Raw genomic sequence first — 20,797 nt, 5'->3', positions numbered from 1 at the left:
ACAGTCGCGTCAGCAAACTAGGATGGGGCCCATGGAAATCGTCTACAACGTGTTCGCGGTCCTGCACTTCGTCGGCTGGGCCATCGTCCTCGGCGGCTACTTCGTGTCGCTCAAGTCCGCGGCGCTCAACAAGGGCGTCTTCCACGGTGCTGCGACGGCTGCCGTCGCGGGCATCCTCATGGTCGGCGTCGCCGAGATGAGCGGCATGTGGGACGACGGCGGGCCGAGCATGGTCAAGATCGGCATCAAGCTGGTCATCGCCGTGATCATCGCCGTCCTCGCGTTCGTCGGCGTGCGCCAGGGGGACAAGATCTCGCCCGCGCTCAAGCACTCGATCGGCGGCCTCACGCTCGTCAACATCATCGTGGCCGTCTTCGTCTGACGGGTTCCGGTGCGCGCAGCGCGCCGGCACGAGACCAGGGCCTCCGGCGGTTCGACCGTCGGGGGCCTTCGTCGTCCTGGTGCGTCTTCACCGTCGACGGCTGCGGGCGGCGGTTGCCGGCGTGAGAGTCTCGAGGAGACCGGTGCCCGGGCGCAGCGCGCGGTCACCGACGTGCGAGGGTTGGCCCCGTGAGCATCGCTGGAGAGATCGTCGTCGGGCTGGTGATCCTGGTCGGGCTGGCCGGGATCGTCGTGCAGGTGCTGCCGGGGAACACGCTCGTGGGCGGGGCGATCCTCGTCTGGGCGATCCTGACGGGCGGCACCACGGCCTGGGTGTGCTTCGCGGTCGCGGCCACGTTCGTCGTGGCGGCCGAGGGCGGGCAGCTCCTGCTCGCGGGACGGCACATGCGACGGGCCGACGTGCCCTGGTCGACGCTCGCCTGGGGCGGGCTCCTGGGCGTCGTCGGCTTCTTCGTGATCCCCGTGGTCGGGCTGTTCATCGGGTTCGTGCTCGCGGTGTTCGTCGCCGAGCTGCTGCGCCGTCGCGACCGCCGGGCGGCCTGGCGGGCGACGGTCGCCGCGCTCCAGGCGACCGGCATCACGATCGTGGTCCAGCTCCTCGGTGGGCTGCTCGCGACGGCGGCGTGGGGCGTGGGGCTCGCGCTGACGTGAGTCCGCGGGGCCCCGCGGTGCCGAGCACGAGGTTGCGGTCGCGATGAGTCGTGGGGGCCGCCGACAACGAGGTTGCGGTCGCGATGAGCGGCAGGACGACCGCAACCCCGTTCTCGGCGGCTCCTCGGCAGGCTAGCGTCAGCCCTCAGAGGCTCAGGCCTCGAGCCGCGCCCGCAGCCGGTACTCGAGGCCCACGCGCACGGTCGGCCACTCGGCGGCAGTGACCGAGTAGACCACGGTGTCGCGCAGCGTGCCGTCGTACCCGATCTGGTGGCTGCGCAGCACGCCGTCGAGCTTGGCGCCCAGGCGCTCGATCGCGGAGCGGGACTCCCGGTTGTGGAAGTGCGTGCGGAACTCGACCGCGATCGCGTCGAGGTCGTCGAACGCGTGCGCGAGCAGCAGGAGCTTGGCGGCGGGGTTCGCGCCCGTGCCCTGGGCGCCCGCCCGCTGCCAGGTCGCGCCGATCTCGACCCGGCGGTTGAGCGGGTCGATCCCGAGGAACGTCGTGACGCCCAGCACCTGGTCGTCGGCGTTGCGGACCACGACCCACGGATTCGCCGCCCCGGCCTCCCGGGCGGCGATCTTGTCGTGGATGTACACCGCCATCTCCTCGGGGGTCGGGACCGAGGTGTACCAGCGGTTCCACAGCTCGCCGTCGCGCACGGCCTCGACCAGCGCGTCGTGGTGGTCCGGGCGCAGCGGGACGAGGCGCACGAGGCGGCCGGTCAGGGTCACTGGTTCGGTGAAGGCGTTCACGCCTCGGACACTATCGGGCGCGGGACGTGGCAGGCCCGGGCGACCTGATCGTGGTCGGTCGGTGGTCGCGTGCCGAGAACGGCTCGGGAACCTCGCCAGGCGCGGAACGGCGCCGATCCCGCGCTCGCTCTGCTGCGGGGGGCCGGGGACCGCCCTGTGCTCAGCCGACCGAGATCTCCGTCACGTAGAGCATGTTGCCGTCGAGGTCGCGCATCGAGAACATGGGCGGCACACCGTCCCAGCGCAGCAGCTCCTCGACGCGCACGCCGTGGGCCCCGAGCGTCGCGTGGTCGGCTGCGGCGTCCGAGGTCGCGAGCCGGATCCCCGTGTCGACGCCCGCGGGCTGGTCCGGGCCGGCGGCGACGAGCGCGACCGAGACCGCGGCGCCGGGCGGGGCGACCTCGATCCAGCGGAAGCCCTCCTGCAGGTCGCCGTCCATGCGGACCTCGAAGCCCAGGACGTCGCGGTAGAACGCGAGAGCGGCGTCCTGGTCGTCGACGGGGACCGCGACCGTGTGCAGTCCTGTGAAGTGGGTCGTCGTCATGATTCCTCCCTCGCTGCGGGGCGCCCTGGTGCGAGGCGTCGTCGGTAGGACCGTGCGGCGGTCGCGAAGTCATCGGTCGCGTCCCGGCGCCCGCGGGGGCGCGCCGGGGGAGGACGCGCGAGACGCGACGCCTGTGCCGCGGCAGGTGTCGATGCCGGAAGTGTCGGTGCCCGCGCCTACCCTTGGAGGGCTATGACATCGCTCTTCGAGAACCTGCCGCTGCCCGGATTCGACCTCGCGTCCCTCGGGGACTCGTCGCGCCTGCCGTCCACCGCGCCGCGGTGGGACGAGGCGCCCGACGGCGGAGGTTCCGCCCGCGCGGCCACGCGCCCCGGGCGCGGCTCGTCGGGGTCGGGCGGTGCCGGTGCGCCCGACGAGGACGGGCACCGCTCGAGCGGGTTCTCGCACATCGATCCCGAGTCGCTCCTCCAGGGGCTCAACCCGGAGCAGCGCGAGGCCGTGGTGCACTCGGGCAGCCCCCTGCTCATCGTCGCGGGTGCGGGGTCGGGCAAGACGCGTGTGCTCACGCACCGCATCGCCTACCTGCTCGCGACCGGGCGGGCCCGGCCGGGCGAGATCCTCGCGATCACCTTCACCAACAAGGCGGCGGCGGAGATGCGCGAGCGCGTCGAGTCGCTCATCGGCCCCGCGGCCAAGTACATGTGGGTCTCGACCTTCCACTCGGCGTGCGTGCGGATCCTGCGCAAGGAGGCCTCGGCGCTCGGGCTCAAGTCGAGCTTCTCGATCTACGACGCGGCGGACTCCCAGCGACTCATCACGCTCGTGAGCCGCGAGCTCGACCTGGACGTGAAGAAGTACCCCGCGCGGACGCTGTCCAACAAGATCTCGGACCTCAAGAACGAGCTGATCGACCCCGAGCGCTACGCGCGGGAGAGCGGTGCGTCGGCCGCCGACGGCTCGGCCGACGCGTTCGACCAGGTCCTCTCCGACGTCTACACGCGCTACCAGGCACGTCTCGCGCAGGCCCACGCGCTCGACTTCGACGACATCATCATGACCACGGTCAACCTCCTCCAGGCGTTCCCGGCGGTCGCGGAGCACTACCGCCGACGGTTCCGGCACGTGCTGGTCGACGAGTACCAGGACACCAACCACGCGCAGTACGTGCTGGTGCGCGAGCTCGCGGGAGCCTCGGCCCCCGTGGCGGAGGACGGCGAGGGCACGTGGGCGCCGGGGACCATCCCGCCCGGGGAGCTCACGGTCGTCGGCGACGCCGACCAGTCGATCTACGCCTTCCGTGGTGCGACCATCCGCAACATCCTCGAGTTCGAGGCCGACTACCCGAACGCACGCACCATCCTGCTCGAGCAGAACTACCGCTCGACGCAGAACATCCTCTCGGCCGCGAACGCCGTGATCTCGCGCAACGTCGACCGCAAGCCCAAGCGCCTGTGGACCGACGCGGGGGCGGGCGTCAAGATCATCGGCTACGTCGCGGACAACGAGCACGAGGAAGCGCGCTTCATCGCGGAGGAGATCGACCGCCTCGGCGACTCGGACGGCGTGCGCCCGGGCGACGTCGCGATCTTCTACCGGACCAACGCCCAGTCCCGTGCGCTCGAGGAGGTGCTCATCCGGGTCGGCCTGCCGTACAAGGTCGTCGGTGGCACGCGCTTCTACGAGCGGCGCGAGATCAAGGACGCGATCGCCTACCTGCGCGCCATCGCGAACCCGGACGACGACGTGAACCTGCGGCGCATCCTCAACGTGCCCAAGCGCGGGCTCGGCGACCGTGCGGAGGCCCTCGTGGCGGCGTTCGCCGAGCGCGAGCGCATCTCGTTCGCCGCGTCGCTCGACCGCGCCGAGGAGATCCCGGGCATGACGACCCGGACCCTCAACCCGCTGCGGACCTTCCGCGAGCTGTTCCACGGGCTCCTCGACCTGTACGCCACCGGGGCGACGCCCGCGGAGATCCTCGGTGCGGTCCTCGACCGCTCGGGCTACCTCGCCGAGCTCCGCGCGAGCGAGGACCCGCAGGACGGCTCGCGCGTCGAGAACCTCGCCGAGCTGCACGCGGTCGCGAGCGAGTTCACCGAGCTCGAGCCCGAGGGCGACCTCACGGACTTCCTGGAGCGGGTCTCGCTCGTCGCGGACTCGGACCAGATCCCGTCGAGCGACGACGAGGGGCACGAGGGCAAGCCCGTCGTGGACCCGGGGGTCGTGACCCTCATGACGCTCCACACGGCCAAGGGCCTCGAGTTCCCCGTCGTGTTCCTCAGCGGCATGGAGGACGGCACGTTCCCGCACATGCGCTCGCTGCACGACGACAGCGAGCTCGCCGAGGAGCGCCGCCTCGCCTACGTGGGCATCACGCGTGCCCGGGAGCGCCTCTACATCTCGCGCTCCGCGGTGCGCTCTGCCTGGGGCATGGCCAACGAGTTCCCGCCCAGCCGCTTCCTGGACGAGATCCCCGAGGACCTGTGGGACTGGCGCCGCAGGGAGTCGTCCATGGCGACCCTGCGCGGGCCCGGCGGGTACACGGGCGGGTGGGGCTCGTCGTCGGGCTCCTCGCGCGGCGGCTCGGGCAGCGGCTACGGATCCGGGGGCTCGGGCTCGCGCAACGGCGCGGTGCGCACGCGATCGGTCACGCCCAACCCGGACGGCCCCAAGTTCGGCTCGGCGACGCCGCGCAAGGAGGGGGACATCCCCTCGCTCGCGATCGGCGACAAGGTCACGCACGACGCCTACGGGCTCGGCACGGTCGTCGCGGTCGAGGGCGCGGGCACCAACGCGGTCGCCAAGATCGACTTCGGTGCCGACGGCACCAAGCGGCTCCTGCTGCGGTTCTCGCCCGTCACCAAGCTGTAGGGCGCCCGCCCGCCTCGCTGCCCGGCGGCGCGGCTCACCTCCCAGGGTGAGCGGCGCCGTCGGGCACGACCTTCTGCGCAACGGCGCGAGGTGCGCCCTCCCGGACGTTTCCCGCGCTGCGCCAGGCCGCCCGGGTGTGGCCAACGAGACAGCGTCGGGGCCGCCGTTCGGGCCGCCCCGTGTAGGTCCCGGCGTGTCGCCGGGCTACCCTGTTACGGGATGTCTCGATGTCGAGACATCGGTAGGCCGGTCAGGGCAGTCAGATGGAAGGACGACACAGGGTGGACCTGTTCGAATACCAGGCGCGCGACATCTTCGAGAAGCACGGGGTTCCCGTGCTGGGCGGCGTGGTTGCCACGACCCCCGAAGAGGCTCGCGAGGGCGCTGAGAAGCTCGGTGGCGGGACCGTGGTCGTCAAGGCCCAGGTCAAGACCGGAGGACGTGGCAAGGCGGGCGGCGTCAAGCTCGCCCACTCGCCCGAGGAGGCCGCCGAGAAGGCGTCCGAGATCCTCGGCATGGACATCAAGGGACACACCGTCCACCGCGTCATGATCGCGGCCGGCGCGAAGATCGCCGAGGAGTTCTACTTCTCGGTGCTCCTCGACCGGGCCAACCGCTCGTACCTCGCCATGGCGAGCGTCGAGGGTGGCATGGAGATCGAGGTCCTCGCGGTCGAGCGCCCCGAGGCGCTCGCCAAGGTCGCGGTGGACCCGACCGTCGGCATCGACCAGGCCAAGGCTGACGAGATCGTCGCCGCCGCCGGGTTCGCCGACGACATCAAGGCGCAGGTCGCCGACGTCATCCAGAAGCTGTGGACCGTCTACAAGGAGGAGGACGCGACCCTGGTCGAGGTCAACCCCCTGGTCCGCACCGAGGACGGCTCGATCGTCGCCCTCGACGGCAAGGTGACCCTCGACGAGAACGCAGGCTTCCGCCACGCGGACCACGCCGAGCTCGAGGACAAGGACGCGGCCGACCCTCTCGAGGCCAAGGCCAAGGAGAACGACCTCAACTACGTCAAGCTCGACGGCCAGGTCGGCATCATCGGCAACGGTGCGGGGCTCGTCATGAGCACGCTCGACGTCGTCGCCTACGCGGGCGAGCAGCACGGCGGCGTCAAGCCCGCCAACTTCCTCGACATCGGTGGCGGCGCCTCGGCAGCCGTCATGGCTGCGGGCCTGGACGTCATCCTCAACGACGAGCAGGTCAAGAGCGTGTTCGTGAACGTCTTCGGCGGCATCACGGCGTGCGACGAGGTCGCCAACGGCATCGTCCAGGCGCTCGCGATCCTCGGCGACGAGGCGAACAAGCCGCTCGTCGTCCGCCTGGACGGCAACAACGTCGAGGAGGGTCGCGCGATCCTCGCGGAGGCGAACCACCCGCTCGTCACCCTGGCCGAGACGATGGACGGCGGCGCCGACAAGGCTGCCGAGCTGGCCAACGCCGCTTCCTGACCCGAGACCCGAGAGAGAAAACAGACAGACATGGCAATCTTCATCAACGAGGACTCCAAGGTCATCGTCCAGGGCATGACGGGTTCGGAGGGCCAGAAGCACACGACGCGCATGCTGGCCTCCGGCACCAACATCGTGGGTGGCGTGAACCCGCGCAAGGCCGGCACCTCGGTCAGCTTCCCGAAGGGTGAGGGCACGGTCGACGTCCCCGTCTTCGGGTCCGTCGCCGAGGCGATCGCCGCCACGGGCGCCGACGTCTCCGTGATCTTCGTGCCCCCGGCATTCACCAAGTCGGCGGTCGTCGAGTCCATCGAGGCCGGCATGCCGCTCACCGTCATCATCACCGAGGGCGTCCCGGTCGCGGACTCCGCGGAGTTCTTCACCCTGGCCGAGGCCAAGGGCGTCCGCCTCATCGGCCCCAACTGCCCGGGCATCATCAGCCCCGGGAAGTCGAACGTCGGGATCATCCCGGCCGACATCACGGGCCCCGGCAAGATCGGGCTCGTCTCGAAGTCCGGCACGCTGACCTACCAGATGATGTACGAGCTGCGGGACTTCGGGTTCTCGACCGCGATCGGCATCGGCGGCGACCCGATCATCGGCACCACGCACATCGACGCCCTCGCGGCGTTCGAGGCGGACCCCGACACCGAGGCGATCGTCATGATCGGCGAGATCGGTGGCGACGCCGAGGAGCGCGCCGCGGCGTACATCCAGGCGCACGTGACCAAGCCGGTCGTCGGCTACGTCGCGGGCTTCACGGCTCCCGAGGGCAAGACGATGGGCCACGCAGGCGCCATCGTCTCGGGCTCGTCGGGCACCGCGCAGGCCAAGAAGGAGGCCCTCGAGGCCGCTGGTGTCAAGGTCGGCAAGACGCCGTCCGAGACCGCCGCTCTCATGCGCGAGATCCTCTCCTGACCTCGCACGCCTGAGCAGCACCTGAGCATCATCCGTCGGCGTCCGGCCCCTCGTGGCCGGGCGCCGTCGGCGTACCCTGGGGACCCCGCTCCTGGGCGGGTCGCGGGCGCGCCGCACGACGTGCCCCACGACGCCCACCCGATCGACGACGATGGAGACCATGACCACGCCGACCCAGTCCGCCGCAGCCCGGCGCGGGACGCCCCGCACGCTCGAGGAACCCGTCGGGGGTCCACGGCGCCCGCTCGAGGCCCCTCGGCGCTGGGTCTCCGGTCTCGTCGCAGCGCTCCAGGCGCTCGCGCTCTCGCTCGCCGTCGTGATCCTGCCGGCCGTCGCGGCCTTCCTCGCGTCCTCGGCAGGGCCGGCCGACGACGGCACGGGCTGGGGGCAGTCGGTGTCGGTCGCGGCCGGCCTGTGGCTGCTCGCGCACGGCGTCCCGCTGGCTGCTGCGGGCACGTCGGTCACCCTCGTCCCGCTCGGGCTCACGGCCCTGGCGCTCTTCACGTGCTACGCCTCGGCGCGCCGCTCGGCGCACACCGCCTGGTCCGCGTGGGCCGTGGGCGTGGGCGTGTACGCGCTCATGACCCTGGTCATCGCGCTGCTGTCCGGCGCGGCGCCGGGCTGGGACGTCCTGTTCGCCCCGCTGGGCGGCGCGGTCGTCGCCGCCCTCGGTCTGGGTGCCGGGATCCTCGCGCGCCCCGACGCGCCCCGGGTCGGCGAGCTGACCGCGGTCCTGGACCCCTACGTCCCGCCGGTGGTCCGGCTGGGCGCCCGCGCGGGACTGCTGGGCGTCGCGCTGCTCGTGGGGCTCTCGAGCGTCGTGCTGGGCGTGTGGGTCGTGGCCGGGCGCGCGACCGCGGCCGACATCATCACCGGCCTGGCCCCCGGCGCGGTCGGTGGCCTGATCCTCGCGGTGGCCCAGGTCATGGTCGTGCCCAACCTGGTGCTCTGGGTGAGCTCGTGGATCGCCGGTCCGGGGTTCGTGGTCGGGGACGGGAGCAGCTTCACGACCGCGGCCTCCGAGCCCGGGGCGCTACCTGCGGTCCCGCTCCTGGGCGCGCTGCCGGGGGCCGAGTGGACGACGGTCCTCGCCTCGTTCTCCCCGGTGCTCGTGGTCGCCACGGGGCTGGTCGCCGGTGCGTTCGTGTGGCGCCGATGCGGAGGTCTCGACGCCCGCTGGACCGACCTCGGGCTCGCGGTCCTGGGCGTGGCCCTGGCCTCGGGACTCCTCGTGGTGACGCTGCAGGTCGCGGCGGGGGGCGCCGTCGGGCCCGGGCGCATGGCGCACGTGGGCGCGCCGCCCCTGCTCGCGGGCGGGCTCGTCGCGGCGGAGATCGCCGGGGGAGCGGCGCTCGCCCTGGTCTGGGGCAAGGCGGCCGTGACCGAGCGGGTGCGGCACCGCCACGACGAGGAGCCCGACGACGGAGCGCGCCCGGGCGACTGAGATCGCCCCGGGCGTCGGGGCAGCTACCGGTTGCTGACTAGCGGCCCAGCTGGTCCTTGGTCCACTGCTCGCGCGCCTGCTCGTACTGGACCGCGCACTCCTGCTGCGCCGCGACGGTGATCGCGCCGTCGAGGCAGGCCTGGTTGTCCATCTCGATGTCCCACATCGCGAGGCCGCCGATCATCGACAGCGACATGGTCACCGTCAGGCCCAGTCCCACGGCGACCGCGGGCAGCAGCGCCCCGCCGAGCCGGGCACGCCAGACCGCGCGCAGCGCGCGGACGCCGAACACGATGGTCACGACCGCGAAGAACAGGCTCGCGACCCGCCAGGGGAAGGCCAGCGAGCTCGTGACGAGCGTGACGAGCATGAGCAGCCCGAAGTGCAGGACCTGGCGCGTCGTGGCGCGCAGCTGCTCGGGGTCGACCTGCGCGAGCGGGTCGGGCTTGCCGGGGCCGCCGGGGCCCGCCGGACCGCCGGTGCGGCCGTGACCGGGAGGCGGGCCCTGCTGCGGGCCCTGAGGCGCGCCGGGAGGTCCTTGCACCGGGGGAGGGCCGGGCTGTCGCGCCTCGTCGGTCGGCTTCTGGGCGCCGGGACGTGGGGGCGCGTACGGGTTGCCCATGGGCAGCTCCTCGGTGCTTCGCGGATGGCACGGGAGCGGGTCGGTGCTCGTCCCGGGCCCGGAGGACGCGGAGCAGACCGGCGCCTCTCCGGCGCGGACTAGGGTGGTGCCTGGCTATTCTCCCGCATTCTCCCCCCACCGCAGACGCCCTTGAGGAGCACCGTGCGCACACCTTCCGGTCAGCCCATCGACACGACGAGCGCGGCGCGCGTCGTCGTCCTGGTCTCAGGGGCTGGGAGCAACCTCGCGGCGCTGCTCGCGGCGCACGAGGACCCCGCCTACGGGGCGCGGGTCGTGGGTGTCGTCACGGACAAGCCGGGCGCGGGTGCGCTCGACCTGGCGCGCGACGCAGGGGTCGCCTCGGTCGTCGTCGCGCCGGGTGACTTCGCGGACCGCGACGCATGGAACGACGGCGTCGCGGAGGCCGTGGCGGTCTTCTCGCCGGACCTGGTGGTCCTCGCGGGCTTCATGCGCATCCTGAGCCCGGCGTTCGTGGACCGGTTCGCGGGCCGGACGATCAACACGCACCCGGCGCTGCTGCCCTCGTTCCCCGGCGCGCACGGCGTGCGCGACGCGCTCGCGTACGGCGTCAAGGTCACGGGCTGCACGGTCCACGTGGTCGACAACGGCGTGGACACGGGGCCGATCATCGCGCAGGCGACGGTGACGGTCGAGGACTCCGACGACGAGTCGACCCTGCACGAGCGGATCAAGGTCGCCGAGCGGGCGCTGCTGGTCGAGACGGTCGGTCGCGCCGCGCGCGAGGGCCTGCGGGTCGAGGGTCGCCGGGCGCTGCTGGGCTGAGCCAGCGCGGGGCGGCGGTAGGTCGAGCGTCGAGAGGGTGATGCTGCGCGGGGGCGGCGAAAAGGTGGGGTGCGCAGGGCGCGCCGTCGGGCAGGATCGGGCGGGCGGCACGACTCCGTGCCGCGCGACTCGTCAGGAGGCCGTCCGTGCAGCTCTCGTTCGCCTACCAGGTCACCAAGTGGGACCCCGCGACGCGGACCGTCAACCCTGACGGGAGCGTCGACTGGGCGGAGCGGCCGGACGCGGACGGCTCGATCGAGGCGGCCTACCTCGACGCGATCTCGACCTTCGCGCGCGAGCTCGGGGTCGAGCGGCTGACGCTGCGCGACATCGAGCTCCGGCACGACGACTCGGACCTCGACCCGGGGAGCGTCCTGGCCCGGCTCTTCGGGCCGCGCCTGGAGGGCTGCTACGACGGCGCGACCGTGGACGTCGACGGGGCCAGGCTCCTGGTGCGCGAGGCGCTCCGTGCCGAGAGCTTCGATCCCCCCGCGCCCGAGGAGCCGACGCTGTGGTGCCGCTTCGAGGCCGAGGGGCGCATGTTCGTGCACACGGGTTACGACCTCTACCTGTACATCGGGGCGTCGGAGTCGTGCCTGCCTGCAGTCGAGGCAGTCGCGGCGTCGGGCCTGTTCCCGGTCCTGGTCGAGCAGTCCCCGTACGACCCGACGTCGGCGGGCGCGATGGGAGAGATGGCCGACGTGCCTCCGGTCGACGAGGTGTTCTGGGCGGCCGTCGACGCCCTGGTCGACGAGCGCGGTGGTGCGCTCCTCCAGGAACACGCTGGTTGGGACCGTTGGCACCGGGTCGTCGCGGGTGGTCCCCGGCCTGTGTTCCGCCCGCGAGCCGTGGTGGAGGTCTGGCCGGACGTGTCCGCCGACGTCGCGGCTGTGCTGAGGGGGATCCTCGATGAGGACGACGACCCGCAGCGCGATCTTGTCTACCTCACGGCGGACGGTGCGGTGCGCTCGGTGCGGATCGACGAGGACAGCCTGCCGAGGATCGAGCGACACCTCGCCGGCGCGGTCGGCGGGTTCGCCGTCCCGGGAACGGTCGACGAGGCGCTGCCGATGCTGCTGCACCGCGCGGCATGCGCTGACGCGGACGGTGTGGTCCGGGTCCGGGTCGACCGGTTCTGACGGGGGCACCGGGCGGCCATCAGCTGCTCGAGACGGGGTCGTCGGTTCGAGAAGGGCGCGTGCACCACGGTCCGGGGACCGGTCTCGGCCGGGAAGACCCGTCTCGCATGCCGGGGGACGCGGACCCTTGACGCGCCACGTTATCAACGAGTACGTTGATCAATGTAACTGTTGATCACGACGAGCAGGCCGACATGACTCTCCCGGACGGTTCCCACGACGACACCGACGCAGCCCTCGACCGTGCGTTCCTCGCACTGGCCGACCCGGTCCGCCGGAGCATCGTCGCCACGCTGTCCCGGGGGCCGGCCACTGTCAACGAGCTCGCCGCACCCTTCCCCATCACGAAGCAGGCCGTGTCCCGGCACATCCAGGTCCTCGAGGCCGCGGGTCTCATCACCCGCACCCGGGACGGCCAACGACGACCCTGCCACCTCGACCCCGCCGCACTCGAACGGCTCACGGCGTGGATCGACGAGTACCGGCTCACCGCGGAGCGGCAGTACCGCCGGCTCGACGCCCTCCTCGGGCGGCTCCAGGCGACGTCGTCGGACCCATCGAAGGAGCAGTCATGAGCAGCACGCACCCCACGACCGTCACCGCCCCTCCGGGGACGCCCTTCATCGAGATCGTCCGCGACGTCGACGCGCCGCGCCCTCTCGTGTTCCGGGCCTTCACCGACCCCACGCTCGTCACGCAGTGGCTCGGCCCCCGCCGCTACGAGATGGTCCTCGACCACTGGGACGCCCGGACGGGCGGCTCGTGGGCCTACACCCATCGCGCAGGCGGCGAGGAGTACGGGTTCTTCGGCGCGTTCCACTCGGTCGTGCCGGACGAGCGCGCAGTCCAGACGTTCGAGTTCGCGGGCGCGCCCGGTCACGTGAGCCTCGACACCGTCTCGTTCGAGGACCTTCCCGGCGGCGGGACCAGGATCACCACCCGCTCGGTCCACCAGTCGGTCGAGGCTCGCGACGCCATGGTCGGCTCGGGCATGGCGGACGGCATGAGCGAGGGCTACGAGCGCCTGGACGAGCTCCTGGCCTCGGACGCCGTCGCCTGACACCTGGTGGTCGCGGCGACCGGGGGCCTCCGTCGAGATGCGGCTCGTGGGGGTCGAACACGCGTCCTGACCCCCACAAGCCGCATCTCGCGGAGGACGTGGCGGGCCCCGGTCGCCACAGGTGCGTGGCGCCGTCGGGCAGGCGGACACCGCCACCCCACCCGGCCCTACCCGAGCGCCCGCCGACGCCGCCCGCGCGACCCACCCAGCCCCGCCCCCCACCCAGCCCCGACCCCCAGCCCGCCGCCAAGAGGGCACGGTAAGATCGGAGGCGGCCGCGACTGGCGAGGGTGGGAACGACCACCGGGGAGCGTCCGATCGACCTGTTGGTGCGTCGTCCGCCTGGGCGCCTGGGTGACCGGTATCTTCCCGCGACCCGCTGACGACCCACAGGAGTACTCCGATGTCCGCAGCCCCCACGTCTCCCGAGACCCAGATCGCCGACGACGCCCAGCGTCCCGTGCGTCGCGCTCTGCTGAGCGTCTACGACAAGACCGGCCTGGTCGAGCTGGCCACGGCCCTGCACGCCGCGGGCGTCGAGCTCGTCTCGACCGGCTCGACCGCGTCCACGGTCGCAGCCGCGGGCATCCCCGTGACCAAGGTCGAGGAGCTCACGGGCTTCCCCGAGTGCCTCGAGGGGCGCGTCAAGACCCTGCACCCGCGCGTGCACGCGGGGATCCTCGCGGACACCCGCAAGCAGGACCACCTCGAGCAGCTCGCCCAGCTCGAGATCGCACCGTTCGAGCTCGTCGTCGTCAACCTGTACCCCTTCGCCGACACGGTCGCTTCGGGTGCCGGTCCGGACGCCGTGATCGAGCAGATCGACATCGGCGGCCCCTCGATGGTCCGCGCCGCGGCGAAGAACCACCCGAGCGTGGCCGTCGTCGTCGACCCGGCCGCCTACGGCGACGTGATCGCCGCCGTCCAGGCGGGCGGCTTCACGTACGCGCAGCGCAAGCTCCTCGCGGCGCAGGCGTTCGTGCACACCGCGACCTACGACGTCGCGGTGGCGTCCTGGATGAGCAGCGTGGTCGCGCCCACCGACGTCGTGGACACTGCCGAGGCCGGTCCGGTCTCCACCGGTTTCCCCGCCTGGGTCGGCGCCACCTGGGACCGTTCCGACGTGCTGCGCTACGGCGAGAACCCGCACCAGCGTGCCGCGCTCTACACCAACGGCCACGGTGCCTCGGGCCTCGCGCAGGCGACCCAGCTCCACGGCAAGGCGATGAGCTACAACAACTACGTCGACGCCGACGCCGCGTGGCGCGCCGCGCACGACCACGGCGACGCCCCGACGGTCGCGATCATCAAGCACGCCAACCCGTGCGGCGTCGCGGTCGGCACCGACGTGGCCGACGCCCACGCCAAGGCCCACGCGACCGACCCGGTCTCGGCCTACGGCGGGGTCATCGCGACCAACACCGTGGTGAGCGCGGCCGCCGCAGAGCAGATCGCGGGGGTCTTCACCGAGGTCGTCGTGGCGCCGGGCTACGAGCCCGAGGCGCTCGAGATCCTCTCGCGCAAGAAGAACGTCCGCCTGCTCCAGGTCGACGGCGCCCCGAGCGCAGGCGTCGAGATCCGCCCCATCTCGGGTGGTCTGCTCATGCAGCAGGTCGACCGCATCGACGCCGCGTCGGAGAACGGTGGAGACAGCCCCCAGTCGTGGACGCTCGCGACGGGCGAGGCTGCGGACGCCGAGACGCTCGCAGACCTCGAGTTCGCATGGCGTGCCGTGCGTGCCGCGAAGTCGAACGCGATCCTGCTCGCCAAGGGCGGGGCAGCGGTCGGTATCGGCATGGGCCAGGTCAACCGCGTCGACTCGTGCCGCCTGTCGGTCGAGCGTGCCAACACCCTGGGCGCCGAGGGCGAGGAGCGTGCGCGCGGCTCGGTGGCCGCGTCCGACGCGTTCTTCCCGTTCGCGGACGGCCTGCAGGTCCTGCTCGACGCCGGCGTCAAGGCCGTGGTCCAGCCCGGTGGCTCGGTCCGCGACGACGAGGTCATCGCAGCCGCACAGGCTGCCGGCGTCACGCTCTACCTGACGGGCACGCGCCACTTCGCGCACTGACCCGTCCGGCTCGGCGCCCCGTTCAGGGGAGGGGCGCGCCGAGCATGCGGTTCCTGCGGGCCGAGCATGCGGTTCTCGTCCGGGTCGACCCGGACCCGGACGACAACCGCATGCTCGGCGGCCGATCGGCCGATCGGCCGATCGGCCGAGCGCCGAGCGGTCAAGCGGCCGAGCGGCCGAGGCCGGGGCGAGCCCCCGCCTCCTTCAGACGACCGCGTCGCGCAGCCTGCGCGACGGGTCCGTCGCGACCTCGACGTCGACGTGCAGCGCCACGTCGCGGTTCATGAGCTTGCGCACCTGGCCCACCTCGCGCGGTGCGTCGACCACGAGGACCGCCCGCACGGTCGCGAGCCGGTGCCCCTCGGTGTTGGTGCGGTGCGCGCCCGCGACGGTCTCGAGGTACAGCGCGATCCAGCCCTCGTGGCCCGACGCGCCGCCGGTCGGGTCGCCGCGGTAGACGACCTCGTGGAAGGGCGAGGGCGTACCGAACAGCGCGATGTCGTGCCCGAGCTGCTGCGAGAAGACGTACGGCGCGTGCTGGGGGACCGGGGCGAGCCCGAGCAGCTCGCGGACGGGCTGCGGCTCGGCGGGCATCTCGTCGACGCCCAGGAGGGCGCGGACGGTCGGCTCGGGGTCGTGCAGCGCGGCGGACCAGTGCCCGCCGGGCACGGGGCCGAACACCGCGTTGTCGCGCGTCGCGCAGTCGCCCACCGCGTACAGGCGCCGCAGCGCCTTGAGGGGCAGGTGCCCCGAGGTGCCCGACGGCGACGCGACGGTCGGGGGAGCCACCCGCCCCGCGCTGTTGACCCGGATCGAGCCGCGCGGGTCGAGCGGGAGCGTGCCCTTGAGCCACGCGGTCGCGGGGCGTGCGCCCACGGCCGCGAGCACGAGGTCGCCCTCGATCCGCGACCCGTCGGCCAGCACCACGGACCTCGCGCCCACCTCGGTGACCTGCGCGCCGGTGAGGAGGCGCGCGCCGGCGTCGGCGTACCAGCGGACCAGGTGGGCGCCGACCTCGGCGCCGAGCTGACGCTCGAGCGGGGTCTGCGCGGCCTCGAGCACGGTGACCTCGCAGCCTGCCTTCGCGGCGACCCCGGCGACCTCCGCGCCGATCCAGCCCGCGCCGATCGAGACCAGGCGCGTGCCGGGCGTGAGCCGTCCGCGCAGGCGCGCGGCGTCGTCGGCCGTGTGCAGCGTGAGCGCGGCCTCCCAGCCGGGCGGGCGCACGGGCTCGGAGCCCAGGGCGAGGACCGCGACGTCGGCCGTGACGCGCCGCCCCGACCGCGTCGTGACCGTGACCTCGTCGGTGCCGGGCTCGAGGTCGACGGCCGGGTCGTCGAGCAGCAGCTCGTCGGCCAGCGTGCTGACGTCGACCCCGATCTCCCCGGTCAGCCAGGCGGGCTCGGGCCGTGACACGAGCTCCTTGGACAAGGGGGGACGGTCGTAGGGTGGGACTCCTTCGGCGCCGAGGAGCGTCACGCGCCCCGTGAAACCGTGCGCGCGCAGTGCGGCGACGGTCTGCGCGCCGGCGAGGCCCGCTCCCACGACGACGACGGACCCGGCCGCGGGGCGCCGCGCGTGCGGCAGGACATCGGTGGTGACTGGTGAGGGCACGTTCACCACCGTAGTCGGCGGTAGGCTCGGAACCGTGAACTGGTGGGCAGCGTGAGCGACGTCACCGCGCGTGGGCGCGGACCGCACAACGACCCCTCGACGCAGCATCGGCCGGCCGCCGCCCCTGCGTGGCACCGTCTCGACGGTGCGCCCGAGGCGTCGGACGAGGACCGACCGCTTCCTGTCGGGCCGCTCGCGGGCATCCCCCGGGTGAGCGCCGGGAACGGGGCGGGGGGAGTGCAGCCCGCCGAGCAGGCGACCGTGGTCGTCGTGCCGGCGCCCCAGAGCAACCTGGCGATGTGGCTCGTGTTCGCGGGCGTCCTGCTCGCGGTCGCGGTGACCCTGTTGGCCGGCGCCCGGGCGGGGGTCTTCGTCATCGTCGGGATCCTGGTCGTCGGGGCGGGGGTCCGCGCGTTCCTGCCCGGTCCCGGACCCGTGGGACTGACGGTCCGCACCCGCTGGACCGACGTGATCATGTACCTCGCGACGGCCACCGTGATGGGTGCCCTCGCGGTGACCGTCCCTAACATCTGAGACGAGACGACGAGGCCCGGTCCGCAGCCGCGGCCCGGGCCTCGTCGTGCGGTGGAGGTGCGGATCAGGCCTTGGGGGCCGTGCCGTCCTCGTCCGGCGAGGGCTTGCCGGCCTCGGTCTCGGCGACCTCGGTGATCTCGACCTCGGTGACCTCGACGGTCTCCACTGCGCCGGGAACCTCGGCGGCGGGCGATGCCGCCTCCTCGGCGACCACGGCGGCGGTCGCGGCGGGGGCGCCGGGCAGGTCGGTCTCCTCCTCGACCACGAAGACCTCGTCCTCGGCCAAGAGGTCGTCCTGGACCGGGGCGAAGGCGAAAGCGCGGTAGAACAGGGCCGCGATGGCCGCGCCGACGAGCGGGGCGACGATGAAGAGCCAGAGCTGGCTCAGGGCCCACGAGTCGGAGAAGATCGCTGCGGCGATCGAGCGCGCGGGGTTGAGCGAACCGTTGGTGAACGGGGCGGCGATGAGGAGCAGCGCGGCGAACGACAGGCCGATCGCGGTCGGTGCGAGCTTGGAGTTGGAGCGCTTGTCCGTGACGCCGAGGATCACCCCGACGAAGATGGCGGTGGCGACGACCTCGATCAGGAACGCCGAGAACCACTCGAACGAGAACGCGCCGCCAGTGCTGGCTGCGAGGGGAGAGTGCTCGGCGAACCCGTTGGCCGTGCCGGAGATGAAGGCCTGCTTGGTCGCGTCGGCGATCACCTGGTTCTGCTGGAGGATCGGCAGCGCTGCGCTGGGGAGCGTCGCGAAGAGGATGAGCGAGGCGATGATGCCGCCGACGACCTGGGCGAGCCAGTAGGGCAGGACGTCGCGCCATGCGGTGCGCCCACCGATCGCGGCGCCGAGCGTCACCGCCGGGTTGAAGTGCCCGCCCGACACGTGGCCCACGGCTGCGATCGCCGCGAGGAGCGCGATGCCGGCGGCCAGCGCGACCGGCAGGACCAGCCCGGCGCCCGTGAAGCGGCCGTAGAGCGCGACCCCGAGGATCGAGAGGACGAGGAAGAACGTACCGAAGGCTTCGGCGCCGAGCCGGGCGAGCAGGCTGGGCCCGACGACGACCGTCGCCTCTTCGACGACCACTGCGTCGGGTGCTGAAGTGTCCTGGGACATGATGTTCCTGTCTCGTGTGCGTGGGGAGTCCGGGAAGGCCGGACCTTCCGGATGAACAGCCGACGTCGGTGCAGAACCGGCATCTCGGTGGCATCCTGCCACCGATCTCTGGGAGTTCGCTGATGAGAACGTGACCAGTCTCACCTGCTGAACTCGAGCGCGCCAGAGGGCGGGGCGCGGGCGCGCCAGGGCGGACCGCCGTCGGGCAGCGCGCAGAGGGTGACCCCGAGTCCGCGTGCGCCCCCTCGCGGCCGGGGGAAAGTATCTTGACGTCGAGAAGTCGAGTACCCTGGGCGGCGGTCAGCATCATCGGTTCGCGCGCGGTTCCGGCACTCGCCGGAGGCCGGCGGGCGACCGCCGGTTCCCCTCGCAGAGTTGGAGTTACCCCCGCTATGGGCAAGATCAAGGTCGTCAACCCGGTCGTCGAGCTCGACGGTGACGAGATGACGCGCATCATCTGGCAGTTCATCAAGGACCGCCTCATCTACCCCTACCTCGACATCGACCTCAAGTACTACGACCTGTCGATCGAGAACCGCGACGCCACCGACGACCAGGTGACGATCGACGCCGCGAACGCGATCAAGCAGTACAACGTGGGCGTCAAGTGCGCGACCATCACCCCCGACGAGGCACGCGTCGAGGAGTTCGGCCTGAAGAAGATGTGGGTCTCCCCGAACGGGACCATCCGCAACATCCTCGGTGGCGTCGTCTTCCGCGAGCCCATCATCATCTCGAACATCCCGCGCCTGGTGCCGGGCTGGAACAAGCCGATCATCATCGGCCGTCACGCGCACGGCGACCAGTACAAGGCGACCAACTTCAAGGTCCCCGGCGCCGGCACCCTGACGCTCACCTACACGCCTGCCGACGGCTCCGAGGAGATCAAGCAGACGGTCGTCACCTACGGCGACGACGGTGGCGTGGCCATGGGCATGTACAACTTCAACGAGTCCATCAAGGACTTCGCGCGCGCCTCGTTCGCGTACGGCCTGCAGCGGAACTACCCGGTGTACCTGTCGACCAAGAACACGATCCTCAAGGCCTACGACGGCCAGTTCAAGGACCTGTTCCAGGAGGTCTTCGACGCCGAGTTCAAGGACCAGTTCGAGGCCGCAGGCCTCACCTACGAGCACCGCCTCATCGACGACATGGTCGCCTCGGCCATGAAGTGGGAGGGCGGCTACGTCTGGGCCTGCAAGAACTACGACGGCGACGTCCAGTCCGACACCGTCGCGCAGGGCTTCGGCTCGCTCGGCCTCATGACGTCGGTCCTCATGACCCCGGACGGCAAGACCGTCGAGGCCGAGGCCGCGCACGGCACCGTGACGCGTCACTACCGCCAGCACCAGCAGGGCAAGCCGACGTCGACCAACCCGATCGCGTCGATCTTCGCCTGGACCCGTGGCCTCATGCACCGCGGCAAGATCGACGGCACCCCCGAGGTCACGGCGTTCGCCGAGACGCTCGAGGACGTCGTCATCAAGACCGTCGAGTCCGGCAAGATGACCAAGGACCTCGCGCTCCTGGTCGGCCCGGACCAGGAGTGGCTGACGACCGAGGACTTCCTCGCGGCGCTCGACGAGAACCTGGCCGCACGCCTGGCCTGATCCTCGTCCCCGCACGCCCGACGGCGCCGCTCACCTCGTCCGGTGAGCGGCGCCGTCGGGCGTCTGCGGAGACCCGCCACGACTCCGCGCACCGTGGCGGGCACGGCGCCCGGGCGGGGCGCGCCCGCCGTCTGCCGAGGGTGTGCGCGGGTGTGACCGACGCCCCGTCCGCCGGGGGTGCGGGTACCCCTGGGGAGCGCCCGGGCGTTGTGACAGAGTGTGGGCATGACAACTCCCGTGAACGTGACCGTGACCGGAGCCGCCGGTCAGATCGGTTACGCCCTGCTGTTCCGCATCGCCGCAGGCCAGCTCCTCGGACCGGACGTGCCCGTCCGCCTGCGACTCCTCGAGATCCCGCAGGGGGTGAAGGCCGCAGAAGGCACCGCGATGGAGCTCGACGACTGCGCCTTCCCGCTGCTCGCCGGGATCGACATCTTCGACGACCCGCGGGCCGGGTTCGAGGGGGCCAACGTCGGCCTGCTCGTGGGTGCGCGCCCCCGTGGACCGGGCATGGAGCGCGGTGACCTCCTCGAGGCCAACGGCGGCATCTTCAAGCCCCAGGGCGAGGCGATCAACGCCGGTGCGGCCGACGACATCCGCGTGCTGGTCGTGGGCAACCCGGCGAACACCAACGCGCTCATCGCGGCGTCGAACGCGCCCGACGTGCCCAAGGACCGCTTCACGGCCATGACGCGCCTCGACCACAACCGTGCGCTGACGCAGGTCGCCAAGCGCGCGGGCGTGCCCGTCGCCGAGGTCCGCAAGGTCAGCATCTGGGGCAACCACTCGGCCACGCAGTACCCGGACATCTTCCACGCCGACGTCGCGGGCCGTCCGGGCGCCGAGCTCGCAGCCGACTCGGCCTGGCTCACGGGCGAGTTCATCCCGACCGTCGCCAAGCGTGGTGCGGCGATCATCGACGCACGGGGTGCGTCGTCCGCCGCCTCGGCGGCGAACGCCGCGATCGACCACGTCTTCGACTGGGTCAACGGCACGCCCGAGGGCGACTGGACGAGCGCGGGCATCGTGTCCGACGGGTCGTACGGCGTCCCCGAGGGCCTCATGGCCTCGTTCCCCGTGGTCTCGCGCGGCGGGACGTGGGAGATCGTCCAGGGGCTCGAGATCTCGGACTTCTCGCGCGGACGCATCGACGCCTCGGTCGCCGAGCTCGTCGAGGAGCGCGACGCCGTGCGGGGCCTCGGCCTCGTCTGAGCCACGAGGGTCGGGGGGGGGGGGG

19 protein-coding genes and 1 riboswitch are annotated in these 20,797 nt (G+C 72.3%); of the genes, 14 read left to right on the top strand and 5 right to left on the bottom strand.

What is annotated here, in order from left to right; all coding sequences use genetic code 11:
* Positions 1-31 precede the first annotated feature (31 nt).
* Together H9641_RS04020 and H9641_RS04015 are read left to right on the top strand one after the other, a co-directional pair.
* Positions 32-382, top strand: coding sequence for a hypothetical protein (locus tag H9641_RS04020; protein WP_056647571.1), 351 nt, complete (start codon positions 32-34; stop codon positions 380-382).
* A gap of 188 nt (positions 383-570) precedes the next feature.
* On the top strand, positions 571-1,053 hold the full coding sequence (locus tag H9641_RS04015; protein WP_191801291.1) for a DUF456 domain-containing protein: 483 nt from the start codon (positions 571-573) through the stop codon (positions 1,051-1,053).
* A gap of 153 nt (positions 1,054-1,206) precedes the next feature.
* Here the strand turns inward: H9641_RS04015 and H9641_RS04010 are convergent, their stop codons facing one another.
* Both H9641_RS04010 and H9641_RS04005 read right to left on the bottom strand, forming a co-directional pair.
* A complete protein-coding gene (locus H9641_RS04010) occupies positions 1,207-1,809 on the bottom strand; it encodes a GNAT family N-acetyltransferase (protein ID WP_191801288.1) in 603 nt (200 codons plus the stop codon).
* A gap of 160 nt (positions 1,810-1,969) precedes the next feature.
* Entirely contained in the window at positions 1,970-2,353 is a 384-nt protein-coding gene (locus H9641_RS04005; protein ID WP_191801286.1) for a VOC family protein, read from the bottom strand.
* A gap of 192 nt (positions 2,354-2,545) precedes the next feature.
* Between H9641_RS04005 and pcrA the strand changes: the two genes are divergently transcribed.
* From pcrA to H9641_RS03985, 4 genes are all read left to right on the top strand, one after another.
* Positions 2,546-5,182: a DNA helicase PcrA gene (pcrA, locus tag H9641_RS04000; protein WP_191801284.1), complete on the top strand. Its 2,637-nt coding sequence runs from the start codon at positions 2,546-2,548 to the stop codon at positions 5,180-5,182.
* Between the two features lie 281 nt (positions 5,183-5,463).
* The gene (sucC, locus tag H9641_RS03995) at positions 5,464-6,636 is read left to right on the top strand and encodes an ADP-forming succinate--CoA ligase subunit beta (RefSeq protein WP_191801282.1); all 1,173 of its coding nucleotides are present in this window, start codon (positions 5,464-5,466) and stop codon (positions 6,634-6,636) included.
* A 30-nt stretch (positions 6,637-6,666) separates the two neighbouring features.
* Entirely contained in the window at positions 6,667-7,554 is an 888-nt protein-coding gene (sucD, locus tag H9641_RS03990) for a succinate--CoA ligase subunit alpha (protein WP_191789430.1), read from the top strand.
* Positions 7,555-7,714: 160 nt separating this feature from the next.
* On the top strand, positions 7,715-8,998 hold the full coding sequence (locus tag H9641_RS03985) for a cell division protein PerM (protein WP_191801280.1): 1,284 nt from the start codon (positions 7,715-7,717) through the stop codon (positions 8,996-8,998).
* A 37-nt stretch (positions 8,999-9,035) separates the two neighbouring features.
* On the opposite strand, the gene H9641_RS03980 is transcribed toward H9641_RS03985, so the two are convergent.
* Positions 9,036-9,620 carry a hypothetical protein gene (locus H9641_RS03980; protein ID WP_191801278.1) on the bottom strand — a complete coding sequence of 195 codons (585 nt, stop codon included), beginning with the start codon at positions 9,618-9,620 and terminating at the stop codon, positions 9,036-9,038.
* 162 nt (positions 9,621-9,782) lie between these two features.
* Between H9641_RS03980 and purN the strand changes: the two genes are divergently transcribed.
* The 5 genes from purN to purH all read left to right on the top strand — a co-directional run bounded on the left by purN (position 9,783) and on the right by purH (position 14,688).
* Entirely contained in the window at positions 9,783-10,424 is a 642-nt protein-coding gene (gene purN, locus H9641_RS03975) for a phosphoribosylglycinamide formyltransferase (RefSeq protein ID WP_191801276.1), read from the top strand.
* A gap of 146 nt (positions 10,425-10,570) precedes the next feature.
* Positions 10,571-11,563, top strand: a complete 993-nt coding sequence (locus H9641_RS03970; RefSeq protein WP_191801274.1) for a hypothetical protein — start codon at positions 10,571-10,573, stop codon at positions 11,561-11,563.
* 194 nt (positions 11,564-11,757) lie between these two features.
* Positions 11,758-12,138 (top strand): ArsR/SmtB family transcription factor, encoded by a 381-nt coding sequence (locus H9641_RS03965; RefSeq protein WP_191801272.1) that lies wholly within the window; start codon positions 11,758-11,760, stop codon positions 12,136-12,138.
* A complete protein-coding gene (locus tag H9641_RS03960; protein WP_191801270.1) occupies positions 12,135-12,623 on the top strand; it encodes an SRPBCC family protein in 489 nt (162 codons plus the stop codon). The genes H9641_RS03965 and H9641_RS03960 overlap by 4 nt, the downstream gene beginning before the upstream one ends.
* A gap of 267 nt (positions 12,624-12,890) precedes the next feature.
* A riboswitch (ZMP/ZTP riboswitch) is annotated at positions 12,891-12,978 on the top strand.
* Positions 12,979-13,026: 48 nt separating this feature from the next.
* A complete protein-coding gene (gene purH / locus H9641_RS03955) occupies positions 13,027-14,688 on the top strand; it encodes a bifunctional phosphoribosylaminoimidazolecarboxamide formyltransferase/IMP cyclohydrolase (protein WP_191801268.1) in 1,662 nt (553 codons plus the stop codon).
* Positions 14,689-14,892: 204 nt separating this feature from the next.
* Here purH and H9641_RS03950 read toward each other — a convergent pair whose 3' ends face one another.
* A complete protein-coding gene (locus tag H9641_RS03950; protein ID WP_318244370.1) occupies positions 14,893-16,302 on the bottom strand; it encodes an NAD(P)/FAD-dependent oxidoreductase in 1,410 nt (469 codons plus the stop codon).
* A gap of 51 nt (positions 16,303-16,353) precedes the next feature.
* On the opposite strand from H9641_RS03950, the gene H9641_RS20595 reads away from it, so the two are divergent.
* Entirely contained in the window at positions 16,354-16,836 is a 483-nt protein-coding gene (locus tag H9641_RS20595) for a DUF3017 domain-containing protein (protein WP_318244369.1), read from the top strand.
* A gap of 64 nt (positions 16,837-16,900) precedes the next feature.
* On the opposite strand, the gene H9641_RS03940 is transcribed toward H9641_RS20595, so the two are convergent.
* A complete protein-coding gene (locus tag H9641_RS03940) occupies positions 16,901-17,950 on the bottom strand; it encodes an aquaporin (protein ID WP_225219964.1) in 1,050 nt (349 codons plus the stop codon).
* Between the two features lie 392 nt (positions 17,951-18,342).
* Between H9641_RS03940 and H9641_RS03935 the strand changes: the two genes are divergently transcribed.
* Together H9641_RS03935 and H9641_RS03930 are read left to right on the top strand one after the other, a co-directional pair.
* Entirely contained in the window at positions 18,343-19,560 is a 1,218-nt protein-coding gene (locus tag H9641_RS03935) for an NADP-dependent isocitrate dehydrogenase (RefSeq protein ID WP_191801265.1), read from the top strand.
* 225 nt (positions 19,561-19,785) lie between these two features.
* Positions 19,786-20,772 carry a malate dehydrogenase gene (locus H9641_RS03930; protein ID WP_191801263.1) on the top strand — a complete coding sequence of 329 codons (987 nt, stop codon included), beginning with the start codon at positions 19,786-19,788 and terminating at the stop codon, positions 20,770-20,772.
* Positions 20,773-20,797 lie beyond the last annotated feature (25 nt).

It is taken from the genome of Oerskovia merdavium (assembly GCF_014836755.1).
Taxonomy (GTDB): Bacteria; Actinomycetota; Actinomycetes; order Actinomycetales; family Cellulomonadaceae; genus Oerskovia; species Oerskovia merdavium.
Note: the sequence above shows the minus strand (reverse complement) of the source record. Positions and strands in the feature narration are given on the sequence as shown.